At 72.5% G+C, this 16,760-nt stretch carries 18 protein-coding genes; 8 read left to right on the top strand and 10 right to left on the bottom strand.

Annotated features, from left to right (window positions below; all coding sequences use genetic code 11):
• Nucleotides 1–35: 35 nt before the first annotated feature.
• Entirely contained in the window at nt 36–950 is a 915-nt protein-coding gene (locus FHS44_RS11290) for a sterol desaturase family protein (protein ID WP_221460657.1), read from the bottom strand.
• A gap of 771 nt (nt 951–1,721) precedes the next feature.
• Between FHS44_RS11290 and FHS44_RS11295 the strand changes: the two genes are divergently transcribed.
• The 3 genes from FHS44_RS11295 to FHS44_RS11305 are packed head-to-tail and all read left to right on the top strand — an operon-like array spanning nt 1,722 to nt 5,121.
• Nucleotides 1,722–2,555 carry a carotenoid biosynthesis protein gene (locus tag FHS44_RS11295; RefSeq protein WP_221460658.1) on the top strand — a complete coding sequence of 278 codons (834 nt, stop codon included), beginning with the start codon at nt 1,722–1,724 and terminating at the stop codon, nt 2,553–2,555.
• Nucleotides 2,543–3,979: a phytoene desaturase family protein gene (locus tag FHS44_RS11300; RefSeq protein WP_312863612.1), complete on the top strand. Its 1,437-nt coding sequence runs from the start codon at nt 2,543–2,545 to the stop codon at nt 3,977–3,979. The genes FHS44_RS11295 and FHS44_RS11300 overlap by 13 nt, the downstream gene beginning before the upstream one ends.
• The gene (locus tag FHS44_RS11305) at nt 3,976–5,121 is read left to right on the top strand and encodes a glycosyltransferase family 2 protein (RefSeq protein WP_184713918.1); all 1,146 of its coding nucleotides are present in this window, start codon (nt 3,976–3,978) and stop codon (nt 5,119–5,121) included. Before FHS44_RS11300 ends, FHS44_RS11305 begins: the two co-directional genes overlap by 4 nt.
• On the opposite strand, the gene FHS44_RS11310 is transcribed toward FHS44_RS11305, so the two are convergent.
• Nucleotides 5,054–5,680 (bottom strand): glycerol-3-phosphate acyltransferase, encoded by a 627-nt coding sequence (locus FHS44_RS11310; RefSeq protein WP_184713919.1) that lies wholly within the window; start codon nt 5,678–5,680, stop codon nt 5,054–5,056. The genes FHS44_RS11305 and FHS44_RS11310 overlap by 68 nt on opposite strands.
• A gap of 49 nt (nt 5,681–5,729) precedes the next feature.
• Between FHS44_RS11310 and FHS44_RS11315 the strand changes: the two genes are divergently transcribed.
• A complete protein-coding gene (locus FHS44_RS11315; RefSeq protein WP_221460659.1) occupies nt 5,730–6,371 on the top strand; it encodes a spheroidene monooxygenase in 642 nt (213 codons plus the stop codon).
• A 2-nt stretch (nt 6,372–6,373) separates the two neighbouring features.
• Here FHS44_RS11315 and plsX read toward each other — a convergent pair whose 3' ends face one another.
• From plsX to FHS44_RS11355, 8 genes are all read right to left on the bottom strand, one after another.
• On the bottom strand, nt 6,374–7,342 hold the full coding sequence (plsX, locus tag FHS44_RS11320) for a phosphate acyltransferase PlsX (protein ID WP_184713920.1): 969 nt from the start codon (nt 7,340–7,342) through the stop codon (nt 6,374–6,376).
• The gene (locus FHS44_RS11325) at nt 7,335–8,258 is read right to left on the bottom strand and encodes a phytoene/squalene synthase family protein (RefSeq protein ID WP_184713921.1); all 924 of its coding nucleotides are present in this window, start codon (nt 8,256–8,258) and stop codon (nt 7,335–7,337) included. The genes plsX and FHS44_RS11325 overlap by 8 nt, the downstream gene beginning before the upstream one ends.
• Complete coding sequence (locus tag FHS44_RS11330; protein ID WP_184713922.1) at nt 8,255–9,715, bottom strand: phytoene desaturase family protein; 1,461 nt, start codon at nt 9,713–9,715, stop codon at nt 8,255–8,257. Before FHS44_RS11330 ends, FHS44_RS11325 begins: the two co-directional genes overlap by 4 nt.
• Nucleotides 9,712–10,770 carry a polyprenyl synthetase family protein gene (locus FHS44_RS11335; protein ID WP_184713923.1) on the bottom strand — a complete coding sequence of 353 codons (1,059 nt, stop codon included), beginning with the start codon at nt 10,768–10,770 and terminating at the stop codon, nt 9,712–9,714. Before FHS44_RS11335 ends, FHS44_RS11330 begins: the two co-directional genes overlap by 4 nt.
• A 192-nt stretch (nt 10,771–10,962) precedes the next feature.
• A complete protein-coding gene (locus FHS44_RS11340) occupies nt 10,963–11,343 on the bottom strand; it encodes a hydrogenase maturation nickel metallochaperone HypA (RefSeq protein WP_184713924.1) in 381 nt (126 codons plus the stop codon).
• A gap of 109 nt (nt 11,344–11,452) precedes the next feature.
• The gene (locus FHS44_RS11345) at nt 11,453–12,280 is read right to left on the bottom strand and encodes a hypothetical protein (protein ID WP_184713925.1); all 828 of its coding nucleotides are present in this window, start codon (nt 12,278–12,280) and stop codon (nt 11,453–11,455) included.
• Nucleotides 12,281–12,298: 18 nt separating this feature from the next.
• The gene (locus tag FHS44_RS11350) at nt 12,299–13,003 is read right to left on the bottom strand and encodes a D-sedoheptulose-7-phosphate isomerase (RefSeq protein ID WP_184713926.1); all 705 of its coding nucleotides are present in this window, start codon (nt 13,001–13,003) and stop codon (nt 12,299–12,301) included.
• Nucleotides 13,000–13,617: a D-sedoheptulose-7-phosphate isomerase gene (locus FHS44_RS11355; RefSeq protein ID WP_184713927.1), complete on the bottom strand. Its 618-nt coding sequence runs from the start codon at nt 13,615–13,617 to the stop codon at nt 13,000–13,002. The genes FHS44_RS11350 and FHS44_RS11355 overlap by 4 nt, the downstream gene beginning before the upstream one ends.
• A 207-nt stretch (nt 13,618–13,824) precedes the next feature.
• Here FHS44_RS11355 and FHS44_RS11360 point away from each other — a divergent pair, with 207 nt between their 5' ends.
• The 4 genes from FHS44_RS11360 to FHS44_RS11375 all read left to right on the top strand — a co-directional run bounded on the left by FHS44_RS11360 (nt 13,825) and on the right by FHS44_RS11375 (nt 16,756).
• Nucleotides 13,825–14,112 (top strand): hypothetical protein, encoded by a 288-nt coding sequence (locus tag FHS44_RS11360; protein ID WP_184713928.1) that lies wholly within the window; start codon nt 13,825–13,827, stop codon nt 14,110–14,112.
• 94 nt (nt 14,113–14,206) lie between these two features.
• A complete protein-coding gene (locus FHS44_RS11365; protein WP_184713929.1) occupies nt 14,207–15,046 on the top strand; it encodes a metallophosphoesterase family protein in 840 nt (279 codons plus the stop codon).
• Complete coding sequence (locus FHS44_RS11370) at nt 15,043–15,687, top strand: 4'-phosphopantetheinyl transferase family protein (protein WP_184713930.1); 645 nt, start codon at nt 15,043–15,045, stop codon at nt 15,685–15,687. Before FHS44_RS11365 ends, FHS44_RS11370 begins: the two co-directional genes overlap by 4 nt.
• 202 nt (nt 15,688–15,889) lie before the next feature.
• Nucleotides 15,890–16,756 carry a PaaX family transcriptional regulator C-terminal domain-containing protein gene (locus FHS44_RS11375; RefSeq protein ID WP_312863613.1) on the top strand — a complete coding sequence of 289 codons (867 nt, stop codon included), beginning with the start codon at nt 15,890–15,892 and terminating at the stop codon, nt 16,754–16,756.
• Nucleotides 16,757–16,760: the final 4 nt, after the last annotated feature.

Genomic DNA, 16,760 nt, shown 5'->3' on the forward strand with positions numbered 1-16,760 from the left:
TGGACGCGCCTGTACGGCACGCGCTCCCGGCCGGGTCAGGCGGCCGGGCCACCGGCCTCCGGCGAGGGCGCTGCGGGGCGCCGACGCCAGGGGTGGAAGAAGGTGGCAAGGACTGCGTCCGTCCTGGGGAAGGACGCGGGGTCCGTCAGCCCGATGGCGACCGGTGTGCGGCCGGGACGCCACGTGAAGCTGCCGAACATGAGATCCCAGACCGACAGGTCGGAGCCGTAGTGGCCGGCCTCCGACAGGTCGGTGCTGTGATGGAGACGGTGCTGCTCTGGACTGGCGAAGACGTAGTTGAGCGGGCCGAGGCGGATGTCGGCGTTGGTGTGGACGAAGTAGCCCTGCGCGACGACGAAGAGGCCGACCACGAAGACCGACTCCTGGGAGAAGCCGACCAGCGCGAGCGAAAGCTGCACGATCCCCTGCTCGAACAGGACGTCGAAGACGTGGTTGACGCCGTTGTTGGCGACGTTGACCTTCTGGGGGACGTGGTGGACGCCGTGCAGGCGCCACAGCAGGGGGCGGGTGTGCGCGAGCCGGTGGACCACGTAGCTGGCCAGCGAGCCCAGGAGCAGGGCCGTGGGGATCTCCGCCCACAGGGGGATCACGGGGACCCGGACGGCCAGGACGCCGACGAGGGATGTCACCAGGAGCTGGGCCACGCTGCTGGTGGCGATCGTCAGCACGAGGTAGAGGCCGTACCAGCCCCATTCGCGGCGGCTGGGGTGCCAGCTCCGCTCGTAGGGGATCACCCGTTCGAGCACCGCGAGGTACACGATCGTTCCGGCCAGGAAGAGGGCGCCGACCTGGCCGAGGTCCAGGTGGTCGCGGAGCGCCACCACGGCCGTCGCGACGACGGCGACGAGAAGGACGGGGTAGGCGCAGTGGCGCGTGAGCTGGCGCGACGAAAACGTGAAAACATTTAATATTTGCCGCCGTTGCGACACTTGTTCGGACAGAATACCCATGCCACGCATCCACCTATAAAGACTCGAACGGCCGTGAACCGGCCAGGGGAACGGCGGATACGGAAATCACGGCGGCGACCTCCGGCGGAACGGGAGAGCTCCCCCGAAGCTCGTCATCGTTACCCCCTCCCCTCCCGGAGACCGCTCTCGCGCGTGGAAACCCTCTAACAAGAGTCCGGACAACGTCACAGTACTCCAAAATGGCTTTGACCTGGGCAGATTTGGGCCGACGACAATTTCCCCATGTTCGGACAATGCGGTAATTCACCCCCCATCGTTCGACATTCAGACGTAACCACAGGCACTCACCGGAATCAATATGACGCGGACCAGATTTTTTGCATGCCACCCTCAACCCATAGAAGCAGTGACAGAAACCCGGGATTGTGGGCACAGTGAATAATGTATTCCTTCAGCCCAAAAGCATATTTACGGACAACCCTTACCGGGTTTACATGAGCAAGTAATGGACATAAGGTGCACGCACCACAAACTGTGTAAATCACCGGTTAATTTAATATTTCGCGCCAACCTTTGATACATATTCGTGTCGGCGGATATCCTGACTCGGACCTCCGAAAAGGTTTCGGCCGCGACACCCTCCGTTCCCCCTCCCGCCCACAGCGCGCCACCCCCGCACGGTGAGAGCGCGGTGAGAGCAGGGGTGAGCAGGACTGACACCGGTGAGGCCAAAGTGAATCTGACCGGGGGGCAACGCTCGAATGACCGTTCGTGGGGCACAGCGAGAAGATGAGCAGCGGACGGCCGGGTCCCGGCGCGACGACAGACGCGCGGGGCGCCCGGGGCGCCCCGCGCGCCAGACCGTCCCTCCCGGATGTGACGGGCGGGATCCTGCTGGCCGCCATGGTCACGGCGCAGGTCGTGTCCGGTCTCGACTCCCGGCCCGCCCGGCTGACCGGCCTGATCGTGCTGCTGCTCACGGTCTGCGCCCTGGCCTTCGCCGTCGGGACGTACGGTCCGTTCCGGGCTTCGGCGGCCCTCTGCGTCGCGGTCGCGGCGGGGTACGCCGCCGAGTGGGTCGGCGTCAGGACGGGGCTGCCTTTCGGCGACTACGGCTACACCGACGTTCTCCGGCCACAGCTCGGCGGGGTCCCCGTAATCGTGGCGCTCGCCTGGGGCGGCATGGGACTGGCCGCGCACGCGACGGCCCTGGCCGCCACGGTGGTCCTGAGGGGCGGCCGGGTGACGCGGATCGTGCTCGGCGCCTGCGCGCTCACCGCCTGGGACCTGTTCCTCGACCCGCAGATGACGCGGCTCGGCCTGTGGACCTGGCATGTCCCCGGCCCCTACCGCGGGGTCCCGCTGAGCAACTTCGTCGGCTGGCTGCTGGTCTCGCTGCTGGTCATGGTCCTGATCGACGCGATCACCGCGGGAGGCGCCCCGGCGAGCACCGGACTGGTGTCCCTCTACACCGCGATGACCCTGATGGAGACGGTCGGCTTCGCGGTGGTCTTCACCCCGCCCGATCCCCTGGTGGCCGTCGTGGGAGGGGGCTGCATGGGGTGCTTCGCCGTGGCCGCCTGGGCGGGCATCGGAAGAAGGAGACGCGCGTGGCGGACGTGATCGTGGTGGGAGGCGGCGTCGGCGGGATGGTCTCCGCCCTGCTGCTGGCCGGGCGGGGGCACCGGGTGCGCCTGTACGAGCGGCTCGACCGCCTCGGCGGCAAGCTGGCCGAGCACCGGCGCGACGGCTTCACCTTCTCCCTCGGCCCGTCGCTGCTGACCATGCCGCGTCTGTTCGCCGAGCTCGGCCTCGACCTCGTCGAGCCCAGGGAACTGTGCCGCTACCGCTTCGCCGACGGCTCGGTGCTGACGGCCCGCCGTGATCCCGGCGCCATGGCCGCGGAGGTCGAACGGCTCGCCCCTGGGGAGGGCCGGAACTGGCTGGCCTTCCACCGCTGGGGACAGACCTGCCTTGAGGCGTCACACCGCGCGTTCTTCGCGGGCCCGATCACCCGGCCGCCCGCGGAGGCACGGCTGTCCGACCTGTTCGCGGTCGCGCCTGGCCGTACGCTCGACGGGCTGGCCAGGCGTTTCTTCACCGATCCGCGCCTGCGGCAGTACGCGGGGCGGTACGCGACCTACGCGGGGTCGAGCCCCTACCGGGCTCCGGCGGCGCTGGGGTGCGTCCCCGCCCTTGAGCACGGGCAGGGCGGCTGGTACGTGCGGGGCGGCCTGCCCCGCCTGGCGGACGCCCTGCGGGCACGGCTTGAGGAGGCCGGGGTCGAGGTGACGCTGCGCACCGGGGTCACCAACGTGCTCGCCGACTCAGAACGTGTCCTGGGGGTACGGCTCGCCTCGGGAGAACGTGAGCGGGCCGACGTGGTGGTCGCCAACGTCGACGCGGCGGCGCTGTACGGGCGGCTCCTTCCTGACCGGCGGCGGCTGCGGCGGATCGCCAGGCTCGGCAGGTCGTCCTCGGCGTTCCTGCTGCTGGCCGGTGTCGAGGGCAGGACCGAGGGGCTGGCGCACCACTCGGTGGTCTTCTCTGCCGACTACCGGCGGGAGTTCGCCGACATCTTCGAGCGGCGCAGGCCGCCGGAGGACCCGACCGTCTACGTCGGCTGCTCGGCGGTCGACGACCCGTCGCAGGCACCGGACGGCGCGGAGAACTGGGTGATGCTGGTCAACGTCCCCGCCCGCGACCCGCTGCGGTGGCCGACGTCGCCGTCCGCCTACCGGGACCTGGTTCTGGAACGGCTGGCCGCGCGTGGTCACGACCTGTCGGGGAGGCTGCGCTTCGTCGACCTGTTCACCCCCGCCGACCTGCGGGACCGTTACGGCGCGTGGGGCGGGGCGATCTACGGTGGCGCCTACGACGGCCCGCTGGCCCCCTTCAGGCGGCCGGGCAACAGGGGGCCCAGGCGTGGCCTCTACCTGGTCGGCGGTTCCGCGCATCCCGGTGGCGGGCTGCCGCTGGTGGCGCTGGGGGGTCGCATCGTGGCCTCGCTCGTGGCGGAGGACTTCCCCCTGGAGAAGGACCGATGAGGGCGCTGACCGTGCTCCAGGCGGCGGCCGCGGTCACCGTCGCGGTACGGCTCGCCCGCGGCCGTGACCGCCTGCCTCCGCTGGCCCCGGCGACGACGGACGTACCGGTCTCCGTGGTCGTCCCGGCCCGCGACGAGGAGGAGCGCATCGGTCCCTGCCTGAAGGCGCTCCTGGCCGATCCCTCGGTGGCCGAGGTCGTCGTCGTGGACGACGAGTCACGGGACGGCACCGCCGCCCTGGCGGCCGGGCTCGGCGCCAGGGTCGTCACGGGCACGCCGCCGCCCCCCGGCTGGGTCGGCAAGCAGTGGGCGCTGCGGCAGGGGGTCACGGCCGCGGTCAACGACGTCGTGGTGACCCTCGACGCGGACACCAGGCCCGCCCCCGGCCTGGTCGGGGCGCTCACCGCCGCCCTGGAGCGCCACGACCTGGTCAGCGCGGGTCCGCGCTTCGTCTGCGACGGGGTCGCCGAACAGGCACTGCACGCCTCCTTCCTGGCGACGCTGGTCTACCGGTTCGGCCCGATCGGGCCGTCCACGCCACCGCCTGCCCACCGGGTCGTGGCCAACGGCCAGTGCATGGCCTTCCGCCGTACGGCGATGCTGGAGGCGGACGGGTTCGGCAGGGTGCGCGGGCACATGACCGACGACGTGGCGCTGGCCAGGCTCCTCGCGGCGGACGGCTGGGCTGTCGCCTTCCTGGACGCGGGCGGGCTGCTTGAGGTGGACATGCACGAGTCCGCCGCCGGGGTGTGGCGTGAGTGGGGCAGGTCGCTGCCGCTGCGCGACGTCACCGGGCCCGGCTGGCAGGCCGCCGACCTGGCGGTCGTCTGGCTGACGACCGCCCTGCCCGTCCTGCGGCTGCTCTCCGGCAGGCCGACCCGTCTCGACCTGGGACTGCTGGCCGCGCGGACGCTGCTGGCCCGCGCGTTGCGTGGCAGCTACACCGCGCCGGGACCCGGCGTGCCGCTCTCTCCGCTGCTGGATCCGCTGACGGCCGTACGGCTGACGCAGGCGACGCTGCGCCCCGTGCGCTCGTGGCGGGGCCGCCGCTACCCCAAGGTGGAGGCGTGCGGTCTCACGTACCGTCCGCCGCCCGGCGCGCCTGGGAGGACCGGGCGGCCTGCCCGAAGCGAAGGCCGATGAGACACATCAGCGCCCCGGTCGCGGCCACCTGCCAGAGCGGGGTGAAGAACACCTGGAAGAGCGGCAGGCAGAAGACCCCGACCCTGGCGCCGACCGCGAAGGAACGCGCGGGCAGCGCGGTCAGGACCAGGGCCACGACGCCCAGCAGGAAGGCCGGCGGGCAGAGCACGGCGACGCCGCCGACGAAGGTGAGGACGGACCTGCCGCCCCTGAACCCGGCGAACACCGGCCAGGCGTGCCCGGCCATCGCGGCGGCCACCGCCAGATACACCGGCACGACGCTGCCGCCGGTGACCACGCCGTTCCCCGTGGTGTGCGCGCCGCTCACCGCCAGGGCCAGCCCTCCGGCGAGCACGCCCTTGAGGGTGTCGCCCGCGAAGACGGGCACGGCGGCCCGCCAGCCGAGACACCGCATGACGTTCCAGAAGCCGGGATTGCGGTCCCCCGTCTCGCGGGGGTCGAAGCCGTGGTTGCGCCCGACCAGTACGGCGACCGGCACGGATCCCAGGAGGTAGCCGCCGATGAGAGCCACCAGCGCGCAGAGCGGTTCGGGAGTCATCGCCTCATTCCATCTCGTCAGATATGCGGATCTGGGGGCTGTCGGTCACATGGCCTTCGACCGGCCGTCACTCAGGGGCACCGACGGGCTGGTGTTCTGGCGGCTGCTCGGCACCGGCCGTGGCGCGTCGATGAGCCTGGGCGCGGACCTGCGCCGCTGGGCGCTGTTCGCGGTCTGGCGGCACGAGGCCGCCCTCGACGCCTTCCTCGCGACCTCCCCGATCGCGGCGCGCTGGCGTGGGCGGGCCGTGGAGGCATGGCAGGTACGGCTGAGCCCGCTGGCCTCGCGTGGCAGGTGGGGTGGCGTCGAGCCGTTCGGCTCCGGCACACCGGAGAGGGCTGGGCAGGACACGGCGGGCGGCGGGCCGGTGGCCGTGCTCACCCGGGCGTCGATCCGGCCGTCCCGGCTTGTGGCGTTCTACCGGTCCGTGCCCCGCGTCGACCGTCTCCTGCTGGGCCAGGACGGCTGCCTGGCCTGCGTCGGCGTCGGCGAGTGGCCGCTGGCCAGGCAGGCGACGTTCTCGCTGTGGCGCGACACGGGCGCGGTGCGGGACTTCGCCTACCGGGGACGGGCGCACCGGGAGGTGATCGAGCGGACCAGGGCACGGCGGTGGTACTCCGAGGAGTTGTTCGCCCGGTTCACGCCGTACGCCAGTGAGGGGACCTGGAACGGCGCCGACCCTCTCGCCTGAGCTCATCGGACGGGCTCGGCGGCGGGCCGGTCCTCGGGGAGGCCGGTGACGCCGCCGTCCGCCAGGGCGTGGGCGACCACGCAGGCCCGGGCGATCGTCGCGGCCCCGGACGCGCCGTGCGCGACGACGACGGTGCCGCGCAGGCCGAGCAGCGCCGCCCCGCCGTGGGTCTCCGGGTCGTAGCGGCGGGCGACCTCGCGCAGCGCCTCCGGGGTGGCGATTCCCCCCTCCGCGACCAGGGTGAGCGTCGCGCGCACCGTCCCCTCGACGTTCTTGAGCACGACGTTGCCGGTGAACCCGTCGGTGACGATCACGTCCACGGTCCCGGCCAGCACGTCGTGTCCCTCGACGTTGCCGTGGAAGCGCAGGGGCAGGCCGGCCAGCAGTTCCCCCGCCCCACGGGTCACCCGGTTCCCCTTTCCCGGTTCCGAGCCGATCGACAGCAGGCCGACGGACGGGTCAGGCACACCGAGGACCAGCCGGGCGTAGGAGGTGCCGAGCACCGCGAACTGGGCGACCATCTCCGGCACCGGGTCGGCGGTCGCCCCGGCGTCGATCAGCACGGTCGCGCCACCGGTCACCGAGGGCAGGGCGACGGCCAGGGCGGGCCTGAGCACGCCCGGCGCCCTGCCGATGCCGCGGACCGCGCACGCCACGACGGCCCCGGTCGAGCCCGAGGACACGAACGCCGAGGCGTCGCCCCGCCCGACCAGTTCACAGCCGATCCGCAGGCTTGAGGCGGCCTCGGTGGCGGCCGCGCCCGGCTCGTCCATCGGGACCACCTCCTGCGCGTGCACCACGTCGATCTCCCCGAGGGCGTCGTGGCGCGCCAGGTGCCGGCGGACCTCCCCGGCTCTGCCGACGAGCACGACGGGGACGCCGTGCTCGCGGCTGGCCATGACCGCGCCGCCGACCGTCTCGGCCGGGCCGTGGTCTCCGCCCATGGCGTCGACGGCCACCGGATCAGACATCTTGCCCTCCCTGGGGAACCCGGCGTTCGGCCCTGTCCGCGACGCAGGCCGCGTACAGGTGCCGGGTGAAGACGGCCAGCCTGCGGCCCAGCGGCACGACCGCCCTGGCTCCGAGGACGTCGTGGCGGGCCGCCTCGATACGGCTGAGGATCTCGCCGTACAGCTCGTGGGCGGCGCGGACGCACGGCCGTGAGGAGGGGGTGAGCAGGTCGATCCCCTCGGCGGCGCGTCCGTAGTGCTCGCGCGCCCGCTCGGTCTCGAAGGCCAGCAGCTCGCGCAGGGCGCGGGTCGAGGTAGGCCGCCCCAGGTCGGCGACCCGTACCCCGAACCTCTCCAGGTCCTCAAGCGGCAGGTAGACCCGGCCACGGCGCAGGTCCTCGGACACGTCACGCAGGAAGTTCGTCAGCTGGAAGGCGAACCCGAGCTGCCTGGCGGGTTCGCGGGCCCGTTCCGCCATGCCGGGCAGCGCCTCCAGGACCGGCAGCATCATGGTGCCGACGACCGCGGCCGACCCCTCCATGTAGCCGAGCAGGTCGTCGTAGGTGGCGTAGCGGCTGACGGTCAGGTCGGCGCGCATCGAGGTGAGGAACGCCTCGACGTCGCCGTGGTCGATGCCGAACGAGCGCACGGTCTGCGCGAACGCGGGAAGCACCGGATCGTCCTGGGGCGCGCCCGCGAGAGCGTGGGCCGTGCGTACGGCGAAGCCGTCCAGCGCGGCGGCCCGGTCCCCGGTCATCGTGAAGGAGTCCACGATCTCGTCGGCGCGGCGCGCGAAGCCGTACAGGGCGTGCACGTGGGGGCGTTTCCAGGCCGGCAGCAGCCGGGTCGCCAGGTAGTAGGAGCGGCCGTGGCGGGCGTTGAGCCTGCGGCAGAGTTCGTAGCTGGTGGTCAGCGTCACCGGAGGCGCCAGGGTCATCGGGGTGTCCTCAGGATGCGTTCGGCGGCCAGCCTGCCGGAGATCAGCACCGGTGGCACGCCGACGCCGGGGGCGGTGTGCATCCCGGCGAAGTGCAGGCCGGGGACACGTCCGGCCGCGCCCGCGGGTCTGAACCAGGCCGTCTGGGTGAGGCGGTGGTCCAGGGCGAAGGGGGTGCCCGCCGAGTGGCCGAGCCCGGCCCAGGCGGGCGGGTCGTAGGTCAGCCGGCAGTCCTGTGACAGGTCGCCGTAGCCGAGGTCGGCCAGTCTGCCGAGCAGCCGTTCGCGCAGGTACGGGGTCAGGCGGGTCCAGTCGCCGTCGCCGCGCAGGTTCGCGGTCGGCTCCAGCACGGTGAGCGTCGCGTGGCCCTCGGGGGCGGCGGAGGAGTCGGACTCGGGGTAGGTGACCAGCAGGCTGGGGTCGGGCTGCGGCCTGCCCGCGCGCAGGGCGGAGAAGCCGGAGTCCCAGTCGCGGCCGAAGTGCAGCGTGTGGTGGGCCTGGTCCGCCAGCCTCCGGTCGAGGCCGAAGTGCATGACCAGGCACGAGGGCGAGAACCGGGGGCGGCGCAGGCGCCAGTCCCCCGCCTCTGGCGGCAGCAGCCCCTGATGGGCGGCGGGCAGGTCGCAGGCGACCACGACGTGCCGGGCGGGCAGGCGCTCGCCGGTGTCGAGCCGTACCGCGCGGACCCCGTCGTGGCCGGTCTCGACCTTGACGGCCCGCGTGCCGTACCTGATGCTCGCCCCGGCCTTGCGCGCCACGTCGGCCAGTGCCCGCGGGATGGCGTGCATGCCGCCGTCTGCGGGGAAGAAGACGCCGCCGACGGTGTCCATGTGCGCGATCACGGCGTAGATGCCGAGAGCCTGGCGGGGGGACAGTCCCACGTACAGGGACTGGAAGGTGTGCGCCCTGACCAGCCTGGGGTCGGTGAGATGAGCCTTGACGAGCCGGTCGAGGCGTCGCAGACCTCCCAGGGAGGCCAGCCTCGCCAGGGCGAGGGGGCGCAGCAGGCTCCGCAGCCGTGTCACGTCACGGTCGATGAAGTCGCGCCACTCGACGGCGAAGAGCTCGCCGAGCCTCGTCCGGAAGCGGAGGTACCTGTCGGCCTCGGCCGCTCCGCACAGCTCGCGTACCCGTTCGGCCATGGCCTCCCGTCCGGCGACCATGTCCAGGTGGGAGCCGTCGTGGAAGCGCAGCCGGTAGTAGGGGTCAAGGCGCCGCAGCGGCAGCAGGCTCTCCATGTCGTGCCCTGCCGCGGCGAAGACGTCGGCCAGCACCCGCGGCATGGTCAGCACGGAGGGGCCCGTGTCGAAGCGGTAGCCGTCCAGGCTCACGGAGCCGCAGCAGCCTCCCGGCACGTCCCTGGCCTCGACGAGCGTGACGTCCCTGCCCGCCGCGGCCAGCCTGACCGTCGCCGCGAGACCGCCGAGCCCGGCGCCGACGACCACGACCGGGCTCACGCCCGCCTCCGCGTCGCCAGGTCGGCCAGCTCGCCGAGCCCGCGCACGACCTCCGCGGACAGGCCCGCCTCGTCCAGGGCCGTCCTGGCCAGGGAGACCAGGTCCGTGATGCGTTCCTCGGCGGTCTCCAGGGCTCCCGTGGTGACGATCAGCTGTCTGGCCGCCGCGACGTCCGCCTCGTCGTGGACGTGGTCGAGCAGCGCGGCGCCGTACCCGCCCGCCCGCTCTCTCGCCGTCGCGGTGAGCCAGGTGTGCTTGCCCTGGCGCAGGTCGGCGCCGACGGGTTTGCCGGTGACCTCGGGGTCGCCGAAGACGCCGAGCACGTCGTCGCGCAGTTGGAAGGCCTCCCCGAGCGGCAGGGCGTAGGCGCTGAGCGAAGCGCGCAGCCTCGGGTCGCCGCCCGCGACGGCGTGGCCGAGGTGCAGGGGATGCTCGATGGTGTACTTGGCCGACTTGTATGTCGCGACCCGCGCGGCCTCGGCCGGGCCGCTCGCTCCCCTGGCCGCGTAGGCGAGGTCGAGATACTGGCCGCCGACGACCTCGGTCCTCATCCGGGTGAAGACCTCGAACGCGTCGGTGAGGTGGGGTCCGGCGCGCAGCAGCGCCGCGTCGGCCCAGGTGTAGGCGAGCATGCCGAACAGGGTCGCGGCCGACTCCCCGAAGCGCCGCCCGTCTCCCCGCCAGTCCCGCCCGCCGTGATGCTCGGCGAGCGCGAGGTGTACGGCGGGCCTGCCCCGCCGGGTCTCCGCCTCGTCCATCACGTCGTCGAGGATCAGCGCGCACGCGTGCACGAGCTCGACCGCGCAGCCCGCGGCGAGCACGGCCTCGTCTCCGGGGTCCCCGGGTTCGCCGCCCGCCGCCCGGTGCCCCCAGTGGACGAAGGCCGGCCTGAGGCGTTTGCCGCCCTGGCGGACGAAACCGAGCAGGGTGTCCCGCAACAGGTCGAGGTCCTCGCCGAGGAAGGCCAGTTTCGCTGTCTCCCGCTCCAGGAACTCGTCCAGGTAGCGGCTCATCCGCTCGCGGAGATGATCGGTTTCGCGGGTGACGGTGACCATGGGCGTCGCTCCTCTGCCTTGTTGGGGGTAACTTCGCAGTCGCGGCTGCGTTCGGATGCGCCTGCCGGAGAGCGAGCCGGAACGGGCCATGATCGTCACATTCCCTGACGATCCATCCCCCGGGCTCCGTGTTAATAAATCACTCCATCACGCAAGAAGTCGCAAAAAAGGCCATAAAACACCCTGGCGTGCTCAACCGTGTTCCGGCACGTCCACGGGACCCGCGGCCGGGGCGGACTCCAGGAACTGGACGGAGTCGAGGAAGAGGTCGTCGCCGCCCACGGTCTCGACGTCGGTGCCGTCACACTCGACGCAGACGGTGTGCGGGGTGAACGCCGCGGCCGTCTGGCCGCACCTGCGGCAGATGAGCTGCGCGGGGACGACGAACAGCTCCACCCTGGCCCCCTCGGCCAGCGAGCCTTCGGCGACCCTGGCGAAGGCGCGGTTGAGGTCCCGCTCGGTCACCCTGAGCATGACGCCCGCGTGCACCCTGGCCCGCCGTACCCTCCGGCCCCCGGCGCGCTCCTCAAGGGCGGTGAGGATCTCCTCCGCGACGCCGTACTCGTCCCTCATGCCCGGCGCCCGAGGCCGGGCAGGAGCCGGTAGACGACCCAACCGGCTGTCATGACCAGTGCCGCCACGAGCACGCGGCCTGGCAGGTCCCCTCCCGGGGTGAAGCTCCTCACGCGATGGCCTCCTCGTCCCCCGCCTGCGCGGGATCGTCCGGATGGTCGGGCAGGACGACGGGTGAGGAAAGCACCACGTCGCGGTGTCCCGGCTCGCCGACCAGGGCGGGCCAGGTGTGCTCGTTACGGCAGGCGCGGGCGAACGGCCCGGCCCACTCGGGGGGATCGGCGAGCGAGACGAAGCCCCCGCAGCCGGTCTCGACGATCAGGTGCGCCGAGAGCAGCGAGCGCCCCAGCGCGTACTCCGCCGGGACCTCCCGCCCGACCAGGAGCGCGGTGTTGCGCACCAGGACACGCAACCGGATGAGCCCGTACGGCCCGGCGAGACGCTCGGCGCTCGCGGTGAGCGTCGCGTTCAGCGGCAGGTGCTCGCAGATCACCCGTCCCTCGGAGGCGCCGTGGGGTCCGCGGATCCGCTCGGTGAAACGGTCACCGGGGACGTTCACCTCCGCCGTCCGCTCCCCGGCGAGCAGTACGGCCAGCGGGAAGGACTCCCCCACCTCGCGCTCGGTCGTCTCGTCGCAGGACAGGAAGGTGCCCTCCCCGGCTCCGGTCCCGGCGCGCTCGACGCCGCACCTCCTGAGGTGCAGGAAGCGCAGGCACAGGTGGACCGAGGCGTCCTGCGCCCGTTCGAGCAGGCACTCGGTCAGGCTCCAGGAGGTTCCCTCCTCCTCGGGGCGGCCCGGCGGGACCAGCGTTCCCGGCCGCTCACCGGGGGCGGCGCACGAGCGGTCCCGGTACAGCACGGCGTCGGCGACCCTGCGGGCGATCCGCGCGGGCACGCCGGAGGGGCTCGCGCCGTCATGTCCCGTCCGTGCCGTCATGCCGCCTCCCGCCTGCCCTCAGTCCGTGTCCGGTGGGCTCACTCCGAGCGCGCGCTGGGTGAGCTCCCACAGCACGTGGTAGACCGTCGCCTGGGCCTCCTGGACGCGGTGCGCCGACGACGACGGGATGACGAAGAGATAGTCGAGCAGGCCGAGACCGGCCATCCTGCCGCCCTGGTCCCCGGTCAGGCCGATGGTGAGCATGCCCAGGTGCGCGGCCTCCTCCAGGGCCCGCAGGACGTTGAAGGAGCCGCCGCTCGTCGACAGGCCGAGGGCGATGTCGCCGCGCCGCCCGAGCGTGGCGAGCTGGCGCGCGAAGACGACGTCGAAGCCCACGTCGTTCGACAGGGCGGTGAGCACCGCGACGTCGCTGGTCAGGCAGAGCGCGGGCAGCGAGAGGCCGTGGGAGGGGTGCAGGAAGGCGGTCGCGACCTGCTGGGCGTCGGTGCTGCCGCCGCCGTTGCCGAAGGCGAACAGCCTGCCTCCCGCGGCGAACCTGATGGCCATCTCCTGGGCGCACTCGGCCAGTTCGTCGCCCGCGACCTCGGCGACCTGCCAGCGCAGCCGTACGATCTCGGCGGCCTTCTCCTCGGCCGACCTGCGGGCCTCCGCCAGCGCCGCGCCGGGGTCGGGCCGCGCGGGAGCGGCGATCCGCCGCCCGGGGACGGGGAAGGGGTAGAGGCCGGGCACCGTCCCGGCCGTGGGCTCCTCGATCGTGCTCATCGCATCCCCTCGCCCACGGGGCCCGCCTTCTCGAAGAACACGTGGACCAGCTCCCACAGCAGGTGGCAGAGGGTCACGTGGACCTCCTTGACCACGGCGGGGTCGTCGGAGGCGGCGATCAGGAGGTGGTCGGCCACGCCGTGCCTCGCCACGGTCCCGCCGTCGCCCCCGGTGAGCGCGACGGTCAGCAGACCGAGTTCCTCGGCCGTCTCCAGGCCCCGAAGCACGTTCTCGCAGCGGCCGTCATGGGAGATCCCCAGCGCCATGTCGGCCGGGTCGGCCCAGCGGCGCAACTGGTGGGCGAAGACCTCGGCGAGTCCCTCGCGGCCGCTCACCCCGGTGACGGTCGCGCAGTCGTTGCTCAGCGCGAGGGCGGGCAGCGTCCGCCTGCCGACGATGACCGGGTGCATGAACTCGGCGGTGAGGTGGGCCGCGTCCGTGCCGCAGGCGCCGTTGCCGAAGACGATCAGCTTCCCGCCGCGGCGGAACCGCAGCGCCATCTCGCGGCAGGCCAGGGCGATGCGCTCGGAGTCCGCGGCGAGGGCACGACCCGCGCGGTCGCGTCTGAGGAAGGCCGCGCCGACAGCCGGATGCATGGTAGATGTCACTGGCATGGGTGAACACTCCGTTGTCTGCGGTAGCCGCCAGGCTACGTTGCGTGTTCGCAGCGCCGACACCTCCGGCGCTGCAAACCGGAGTAAAGGTCTGATCATGGGCATGACCCCACCGGTCCCCAGATTCCGGAGCCGCGGGCCATGGATATACCCTATAAATCGGTAGGTAATATTGACAATGCGAAGCCGGTCTGGTCGGGTGATGACGTGGCGGGCGAGAAGTCGGTGGTGCGGTGGGAGCGGACCCGCACCGCCTGTGAGACAACCACACACCGTAAACGGGCACGTCCGAGGCGCGCGCACCGGGAGCACGAGCACCTGACGGCCCTCGGTCACGCGGCGGAGGCGGTCATGGAGTCGGCGCCCGAGGTCGCCGCGTGCTGGCTGCGGGCCGTACTAAACACCTTTCCTCCGGAGCAGCGCGGTGGCCGGGAGCACACCTGGCTGACCGGCCTGCTCGACCGCGCGCTCACCCTCTCCGGGAACCCGCCCTGACCGACCCGCTCTTGGTGATCTCCGGGGTTCCGGATATCTTCCTGGCATCGGGGCCGGCCCCGGAGACCCCTGAACCACCGAGGACGGTAGACGCATGACCTCGTTGCTGGCCATCAGCGACCTGCACATCGGATACCAGGAGAACCGCAGGATCGTCGAGGAGTTACGGCCGAGTTCCGCCTCCGACTGGCTGCTGGTCGCCGGGGACGTCTCCGAGGCGGTCGCCGACGTCGAGTGGGCGCTGCGCCTGCTCTCGGAGCGGTTCGCGAAGGTCGTGTGGGTGCCGGGCAACCACGAGCTGTGGACCCACCCCAGCGACCCCGTCCAGTTGCGCGGCGAGGAACGCTACCGGCACCTGGTGACGGTCTGCCAGGACCTGGGAGTGGTGACGCCGGAGGACCCCTATCCGACGTGGGAGGGGCCGGGCGGGCCGGTGACCGTCGCCCCGCTGTTCGTGCTCTACGACTACACCTTCCGGGTGCCGGGCGCGGCGACCGAGGAGGAGGCGCTCGCCCTGGCCTACGAGAAGGGCGTGGTGTGCACCGACGAGATGTTCCTGCACCCCGACCCGCTCCCCTCCCGCGCCGCCTGGTGCCGGGCCAGGGTCGCAGAGACCGAGCGCAGGCTCGCCGAGCGCCCCGGCGGCCTGCCGACGGTGCTGGTCAACCACTATCCGCTGGTCCGGGAGCCGACCAGGATCCTGCGGCACCCGGAGTTCGCGATCTGGTGCGGCACCGAGCTGACCGCCGACTGGCACCTGCGTTTCGACGCGGCGGCGGTCGTCTACGGCCACCTGCACATCCCCAGGACGACCTGGCACGACGGCGTGCGCTTCGAGGAGGTCTCGCTGGGCTACCCCCGCGAGTGGCGGCCCCGGCCCACCCCGCCCGGCAGGCCGCGCCTGATCCTGCCCGCGCCCGGGACGGCCTCGTGATCGACAGGATCCTGCCGTCCTGGGTGGCCAGCGCCGAGGCCTTCGACGACCCGCCTGAGGCCACGCTGTTCCCCGAGGAGGAGGCCGTCGTGGCCCGCGCGGTCGGCAAGCGGCGGCGCGAGTTCACCACCGCCCGCCACTGCGCCAGACAGGCGCTGGGCAGCCTCGGCCTGCCGCCCGTGCCGATCCTGCCCGGTGAGCGCGGGGCGCCCACGTGGCCGGGCGGGGTGGCGGGCGCCATCACCCACTGCGCGGGCTACCGCGCGGCGGCCGTCTCTCTTGAGGCCCTGACCGTCGGCATCGACGCCGAACCCCACGAGCCGCTTCCCCAGGGGGTGCTCGGGGCCGTCTCTCTTGAGGCGGAGCGCAAGGAACTCCAACAGCTCGACGGGGACGTGCACTGGGACCGGCTGCTGTTCAGCGCCAAGGAGAGCGTCTACAAGGCGTGGTATCCCCTGGCCCTGCGCTGGCTCGACTTCGAGGAGGCCCACGTCACCTTCGACCCCTCGGGCACCTTCACCGCCCGCCTCCTCGTCGAGGGGCCGCTGGTCGAGGGCAGACCGCTGACGGGGTTCGACGGCCGCTGGCTGGTGACCGACGGCCTGCTGATGACGGCCATCGCACGGCCTCGTACGGCGTAGCCGCGTATCCGGATTTTTCGCCCTTACCGCCGATTTTTCATGCCCTCGTCACTCATAAGCTCAAAAATCAAACTATCGTTTTCAATACGATCGTACTAGTTTCGATAGCTGTGAAGGTGGAGCTCCTCCGGGGACTACCCGGGGACGCGGAGCCGTACCGGAAGAAGGTCGCCACGGTGACGCGCCCGGGACAGGCCGCGCGGTGAGGGACGTCGAGATCTCCACGCGCACGCTCGTGCACGGGATGGTCCGCCATGACGCGACCGTGGACGCCGGGGAGCTGTACGCGGTCGCCGCCGAGCTGGGGATGAGCGACCAGCAGGTCCGGCTGTGCGTGGGGCGGCTCGTCAGGGAGGGGAGCTTCTCCCAGGAGGGCCGGGGCCGCGGGGCCGTGCTCAGGGTCACCGCGGACGCCTGGCCGTCCTTCGCCCCCGCCGTGGAGTTCGTCAGGCACGCCTTCAGGCAGGACCGCGGCCTGGCCCCCTGGGACGGCACCTGGCATCTGGTGGCCTTCGCCGTACCCGAGTCCGCCAGGGCCGCGCGCGACGGTCTGCGGGAGACGATCCTGCGGCTCGGCGGGGCGCCGGTGCAGGGCGGCCTCTACGTCTCGGCCAACGCCTGGGAGGACCTCGTCGAGGCCAGGGCCAGGGAGCTGGGCGTCGCCGACGGCGTCACCTACGCGCTGAGCCGGGACCTGCGCGTCGGCGGCGAGCGGGACCCACGCGCGCTGGCCGCGGCGCTGTGGCCGCTCGACGACGTCGCCGCGCGCCACCGCCGACTGGCCGCCGTCGCCAAGCCCCGTCTCGTACGGCTCGGCGCCCCGGAAGAGCTGTCCAGGACCGAGCTGCTCACCGTCGCGATCGAGCTCGCCTCGGAGTTCACCAGGGCCATGGACCCCGACCCGCTGCTTCCCCCGGAGCTGCTTCCCAGCCCGTGGCCCGGCGCCCAGGCCCGTGACCTGCTCGCCCGCTGCTGGTCACACCTGCTGCGCAGGGACGGCCCGGCCGGGCCCGCGGTGCTGTTCCGTCTCTACGCCGACGTGGTCCGCGAGGTCGCCCCGCCCGTCTGAGCCG

The organism is Streptosporangium saharense, from assembly GCF_014203715.1.
GTDB lineage: Bacteria > Actinomycetota > Actinomycetes > Streptosporangiales > Streptosporangiaceae > Streptosporangium > Streptosporangium saharense.